Here is a 6,175-nt window from a genome sequence, read left to right on the forward strand (position 1 = left end):
GGGACCCGCCGATGCCACGCTCGGTCAGGCCCAGTTCGGGAATATCGCACTCGACATCGAATGTCTGGCGGTGCGCCGCCCCCACGGTGGCCACGACGGCATACTGGGGGAGCTTCATTTTGCGGCCCTGGAGCCACTCCTGCAACGCGGTCTTGGCATCCTTGGACGCGGCCTGCATCTGCGGGTTGATCTCCATGGCCTGGAACAGGCGGTGGACCAGGGCCTCCGCCTGGAGGTACCCGGCATCGAGGTACACCGCACCGATCAGCGCCTCCAGCGCGTCGGCAAGGATCGAGGGGCGCTGGTGTCCGCCGGATTTGGACTCCCCCTCGCCCAGGCGCAGCACCTCGGACACGCGCAGGCGCAGCGCCAGCTGGTGCAGCGTGTCCTGCTTGACGAGGTTGGCCCGCACCCGCGAGAGATCGCCTTCGGGCAGTGAACCCAGGCGCTGGTACAGCAGGCTGGCCACCGCCAGGTTCAATACGGAGTCCCCGAGAAACTCCAGCCGCTCATTGTGGTCGGCCGAAAAGCTGCGGTGCGTGATCGCACGTTGCAGCAGCGAGGGGTCGGAAAAGGGGTGCTGCAGGCGGTCCTGCAGCGCTTGGAGACTGGGGGACACTACTTGGTCTGTCCCTCGAGGCGGTAGACAAGAAACGCTGGGCCAACGAGAGGGATTTCACGCGAGTACTTGAAACTCACGACGGTCTTGTCACCGCGCTTGCTCACCTCCAGGTCTTTGCCGGAGATGGAGCTGATGTTGTCAATTGTGCCGGCTCGGTCGAAACTCGCGCGGACTCCCGGCACCGTAGTCTCTTCCCTGGCCGCCTTGGCCGCGGCCTTGTTGATGGCCTGGTACTCAAGAAAAATCGGCAACGACTGCCCGCCGATGGCAAACGCCGCCACGCAGATCAGGCCGATGAAGACCACGCCGATGAAAGACAGGCCACGCTGGCGCGAGCGGCTGGCGAAACGATGGATATGCATGCTCTCCCCTCTCAATGTTGATGGAAATGGGCTATCGGTCAATGAAAAGGCCCGATGCGCTTGAGATTACCGAAATTCATCCAGACAAAAAAGGCCTTGCCCACGATATTGGCGTCCGGCACGAAGCCCCAGTAACGGGAGTCCAGCGAATTGTCGCGGTTGTCCCCCATCATGAAATAGTGGCCCTCGGGCACCTTGCAAACCACGCCTTCGACACTGTAGCGGCAGTTCTCGCGGTACGCAAAATTGCTCGCGCCCTGGATGAAAGCAGGGACCTCGGGATTGTTCAGCAGCCGGTGGGCCTTGCCGTCCAACTGCTCCTCCAACTGCTTGAAGTAGCGCATGCTGTCTTCCTCGAAGAAGTCCGGCGCATTGGTGGTGGGCACCGCCTGCCCGTTGACGGTCAGGCGCTTGTTCAGGTAGGCCACTTCGTCGCCCGGCACACCGATCACGCGCTTGATGTAGTCAAGATTGGGCTGGGGCGGGTAGCGGAACACCATCACATCGCCGCGCGCCGGCTTGTTGCCTTCGATGATCTTGGTGTTGATCACCGGCAGGCGCACGCCATAGGTGAACTTGTTGACCAGGATCAGGTCGCCCACCAGCAGCGTCGGGATCATCGAGCCCGACGGAATCTTGAAGGGCTCGAACAGGAAGGAGCGCAGCACGAACACCGCCGCAATCACCGGGAACAGGCCGGCCGTCCAGTCCAGCCACCAGGGCTGCATGAGCAGGCGCCCCTGGGCTTCCTGCACATCCACGTCGACCTTCTGGATGCCCATGCGGTCCAGCTCGGCCCGGCGCTGAACGGCTGCGTCCTCGATCGCCTGGGCCGCACGGCGGCGCTGGGGCAGAAAGTACAGGCGTTCCGCCAGCCAGAACGCCCCCGTGACCACCGTGGCCAGGAACAGCAGCAGCGCAAAATTGCCCTCGATGAGGCCAAAGTACCAGGAACCCATGTAACCGACGAAGGCCGCCAGTATGGCCGCCGTGAGAATTTGCATGAACTGCATCAATCTTCCACCTGCAAAATGGCGAGGAAGGCCTCCTGGGGCACCTCGACCGAACCGATCTGCTTCATCCGCTTCTTGCCCGCCTTCTGCTTTTCCAGGAGCTTGCGCTTGCGGCTGATGTCACCGCCGTAGCACTTGGCCAGCACGTTCTTGCGCAGCGCCTTGATGGTCTCGCGGGCGATGATGTTGGCACCGATGGCGGCCTGGATGGCCACGTCGTACATCTGGCGACTGATGATCTCGCGCATCTTGCCGACCACGGCGCGGCCTCGGTACTGCGACTGCGAGCGGTGCACGATGATGGACAGCGCATCGACCTTCTCGCCATTGAGCAGGATGTCGACCTTGACCACGTCGGAGGCGCGGTACTCCTTGAACTCGTAGTCCATCGAGGCATAGCCGCGCGAGACCGACTTGAGCTTGTCGAAGAAGTCGAGCACGATCTCGCCCAGGGGCATCTCGTAGGTCAGCATGACCTGGCGGCCATGGTAGGCCATGTTGATCTGCACGCCGCGCTTCTGGTTGGCCAGTGTCATCACCGGGCCCACGTAGTCCTGGGGCATGTACAGGTGCACCGTGACGATGGGCTCGCGCACCTCTTCCAGACGGCCCTGGTCGGGCATCTTGGAGGGGTTCTCGACCATGACCGTCTCGCCGTCTGCGCGCACCACCTGGTAGACCACACTGGGTGCGGTGGTGATCAGGTCCTGGTCGAATTCGCGCTCCAGGCGTTCCTGCACGATCTCCATGTGCAAGAGGCCCAGGAAGCCGCAGCGGAAACCGAAGCCCAGCGCCTGACTGACCTCGGGCTCGTAGTGCAGCGAGGCATCGTTGAGCTTGAGTTTTTCGAGCGCGTCGCGCAGCGAGTCGTATTCGCTGGCTTCCGTCGGGTACAGGCCGGCAAACACCTGCGGCTGGATTTCCTTGAAACCCGGCAGTGCTTCAGTGGCCGGCCCGGCATTGTTGGGCAGTTTCTTTTCCAGGGTGATGGTGTCGCCCACCTTGGCGGCCTGCAGCTCCTTGATGCCGGCGATGATGTAGCCCACCTGGCCCGCATCGAGGGACTCGCGTGGCTCGTTGGCAGGGGTGAAAACGCCCAGGTTGTCCGCGTTGTACACAGCCCCCGTGGCCATCATCTTGATGCGCTCGCCCTTGAGCAGACGACCGTCGACGACACGCACCAGCATCACCACGCCGACGTAGCTGTCGAACCAGCTGTCGATGATCATGGCGCGCAGCGGACCGTCGGCATTGCCACGCGGCGCAGGCACCTTGGCCACGATGGCTTCGAGGATCTCGTCGATGCCCATGCCGGTCTTGGCCGAGCAGGGAATCGCATCGGTCGCGTCGATGCCGATCACGTCCTCGACCTCGGCCTTCGCGTTGTCGGGATCGGCATTGGGCAGATCCATCTTGTTGAGCACGGGCACCACTTCGACGCCGAGGTCCAGCGCGGTGTAGCAGTTGGCAACGGTCTGTGCTTCCACACCTTGCGATGCATCGACGACGAGCAGTGCGCCCTCGCATGCAGACAGCGAGCGGCTCACCTCGTACGAGAAGTCCACATGGCCCGGCGTGTCGATCAGGTTGAGGTTGTAGACCTGTCCATCACGCGCCTTGTACTGCAGCGCAGCGGTCTGCGCCTTGATGGTTATCCCACGCTCTTTTTCGATGTCCATCGAGTCCAGAACCTGGGCCTCCATATCGCGGTCCGCAAGGCCGCCGCATCGCTGGATCAAGCGGTCGGCCAACGTCGACTTGCCATGGTCGATGTGCGCAATGATGGAAAAATTTCTGATGTGGTTCATCAACGGGAAGCGTCAAGTAATTGAATTAAAACGGCGCGCACAAGAAAAAAGGGCGCGTCGAGTGGCGACGCGCCCTGAACCAACAATCATTGGCAACTGCGATAGTTGGATCTTCATTGTAGGCAAAAAGCGTGTCGGGAGCAGCCCGGCACTGGCATGAAAAGGGTCGTTGTCTGACTGCAACAGGGATTTTATACACAGTTTATTCACAGATTCAAGCCACGCATCGATGAACAACTTGTGGGTGAGCTGTGGATCAGCTGTGCATGAGCACGGTACATCCCGCATGGTGGAGCAGGCGCCGTTCAATATGCACATAATGGTTGAACAAGCACCCGTATTCTATCGAAACTGGTTGATGCACTGGTCCAGAAGTTAGCGAGAGCTAACCTTTCAATTTTTTTTCGACCCTTGGCGCAGGCTTGCTTCCGGTGGGATTTTTGGCAAAACCCCACCGGAGTCAGAGGGAATAGCCCTCCTGAAACCGCCTTGTGCGCACGGCCGCCAGATGGCCTTCTTTCCTCAGCGCAGAGGCCGGATCACTGCGTACTGGGCCCACTCGCCACGTCGGTAGAGCACGCTCAGGGGCTTGCTCTTGTCTGCCTTGGACACCACTGCTTCAAAGTCCTTGAGGCTTGCGACCTCCGTGTTGGCAACCGAAAGGATCACGTCGCCCTCGCGCAGGCCCGCACGCGCAGCAGCATCAGTGGCCGAAGCCACGGCCACGCCCCCCTTGAGCTTGAGCTCCTTCTTCTGCGCGTCGGTGAGCTCGAGGACGGACAGGCCCAGCTGCTGGGCCGCTGCCGATGCCTTGGGCTTCTCCTCTTTCGGCTCGGCCGCCTTGGCCACCGGCTTGTTGTCGGGTTCGATCTCGGCGATGGTGATGCTGAGGTCGCGCGAGCTGCCGCGGCGAAACACCGAGATGGCGCTCTTCGTGCCCGGCTTGGTGTTGCCCACCAGGCGCGGCAGGTCTGCCACCTTCTCGATGGGCTTGCCGTCAAAGCGCGTGATGATGTCACCCGCCTCGACCCCCGCCTTGTCCGCGGGCGAGCCCGATTCCACACCCGTGACCAGCGCACCCTGCGCCTTGCCCAGACCGATGGTCTCGGCCACGTCCTTGCTGACGTTGCCGATCTGCACGCCGATGCGGCCGCGCGTCACCCGCCCCGAAGAGCGCAGCTGTTCGCTGACGCGGATGGCCTCGTCCATCGGGATGGCGAACGAGATGCCCATGAAGCCGCCCGAGCGCGAATAGATCTGGCTGTTGATGCCCACCACCTCACCCCGCATGTTGATGAGCGGACCACCGGAGTTGCCGGGATTGATGGCCACGTCGGTCTGGATGAAGGGCAGGTAGTCGCCGGTGTCGCGCGCCTTGGCACTCACGATGCCCGCCGTGACGCTGTTTTCCAGGCCGAAGGGCGAGCCGATGGCCATCACCCACTCCCCGACCTTGAGGCGGCTCACGTCGCCCACCTTCACGGCCGGCAGGCCGGTGGCATCGATCTTCACCACGGCCACGTCGGTGCGCTTGTCGGCGCCCACGACGCGGGCCTTGAACTCCCGCTTGTCGGTCAGCGTCACGATGACCTCGTCGGCGCCATCGATCACATGGGCATTGGTCATCACGAAGCCATCGGCCGTGAGGATGAACCCCGAACCGACGCCGCGCGGCTGTGCCTCCTCTTCCTGCTGGGGGCGCTGGGGACGTTGCTGGCGCGGCATGTTGGGGATCGGCACGCCGAAGCGGCGAAAGAACTCCAGCATCTCCTCATCCATGCCGTTGGCCGAGCGCTCCGACGCTTTCTCGCGTGTGCGGATGTTCACGACCGAGGGCCCGACCTGGTCCACCAGATCGGTGAAGTCCGGCAGACCTCGAACCACCGCGGACTGCGCCATCGCCACGCCCTGGGGCAGCACTGCCACGCTGGCCACCGCTGCCACCATGCCGGACATGGCCAGGGCGCGCAACATACTCCCGTCAAACTTGGACATCATCGACCTTTCATGAAATGTGGGGGAACGCCTCAATGTGTCACTGCATGTGAAAGGGGGGACGGCAAATGGTTCCCGAAATCCTCCACCCCGGTGGGCAGCCCTGGCTCAGCGCACACGCTCCAGCGCACCCACGAACAGGCGCAGCGTCTGCATGGGGACTTCGCCCACGGCCGTCACCCAGGCCTCGGACGCCATGCGCTGGCCCAGCATCTGCGTGGCGCCCACGCTGCCCAATTGGCCTTGCGTGCCATGCCGCCTCACATCGAAGGGCTCAATGAACAGTGACACCGTCGCCAGGCCATCGGAATACAGGCACTGCAGCACCGGCGCAGCCTCTGCGGGCCCCGCAGCCGCCAGCCGCTTGTGGCAGGG

General features: G+C 62.9%; 6 protein-coding genes. All 6 read right to left on the bottom strand.

Going from position 1 to position 6,175, the window contains the following annotated elements:
• Nucleotides 1-619: ribonuclease III (gene rnc / locus PMI14_RS04245; RefSeq protein WP_007850116.1), on the bottom strand; the 619-nt coding region annotated here is incomplete at its 3' end.
• Entirely contained in the window at nucleotides 619-984 is a 366-nt protein-coding gene (locus PMI14_RS04250) for a DUF4845 domain-containing protein (RefSeq protein WP_007850118.1), read from the bottom strand. The genes PMI14_RS04250 and rnc, both read right to left, overlap by 1 nt.
• Nucleotides 985-1,022: 38 nt before the next feature.
• On the bottom strand, nucleotides 1,023-1,997 hold the full coding sequence (gene lepB, locus PMI14_RS04255; protein WP_007850120.1) for a signal peptidase I: 975 nt from the start codon (nucleotides 1,995-1,997) through the stop codon (nucleotides 1,023-1,025).
• Nucleotides 1,997-3,805: a translation elongation factor 4 gene (lepA, locus tag PMI14_RS04260; RefSeq protein WP_007850122.1), complete on the bottom strand. Its 1,809-nt coding sequence runs from the start codon at nucleotides 3,803-3,805 to the stop codon at nucleotides 1,997-1,999. Before lepA ends, lepB begins: the two co-directional genes overlap by 1 nt.
• A 522-nt stretch (nucleotides 3,806-4,327) precedes the next feature.
• Nucleotides 4,328-5,800: a Do family serine endopeptidase gene (locus tag PMI14_RS04265; RefSeq protein WP_007850124.1), complete on the bottom strand. Its 1,473-nt coding sequence runs from the start codon at nucleotides 5,798-5,800 to the stop codon at nucleotides 4,328-4,330.
• A 108-nt stretch (nucleotides 5,801-5,908) separates the two neighbouring features.
• Nucleotides 5,909-6,175 (bottom strand): MucB/RseB C-terminal domain-containing protein (locus tag PMI14_RS04270; protein WP_007850126.1); only part of this gene is annotated, 267 nt, incomplete at its 5' end.

It is taken from the genome of Acidovorax sp. CF316 (genome assembly GCF_000276605.1).
Lineage (GTDB): Bacteria > Pseudomonadota > Gammaproteobacteria > Burkholderiales > Burkholderiaceae_C > Acidovorax.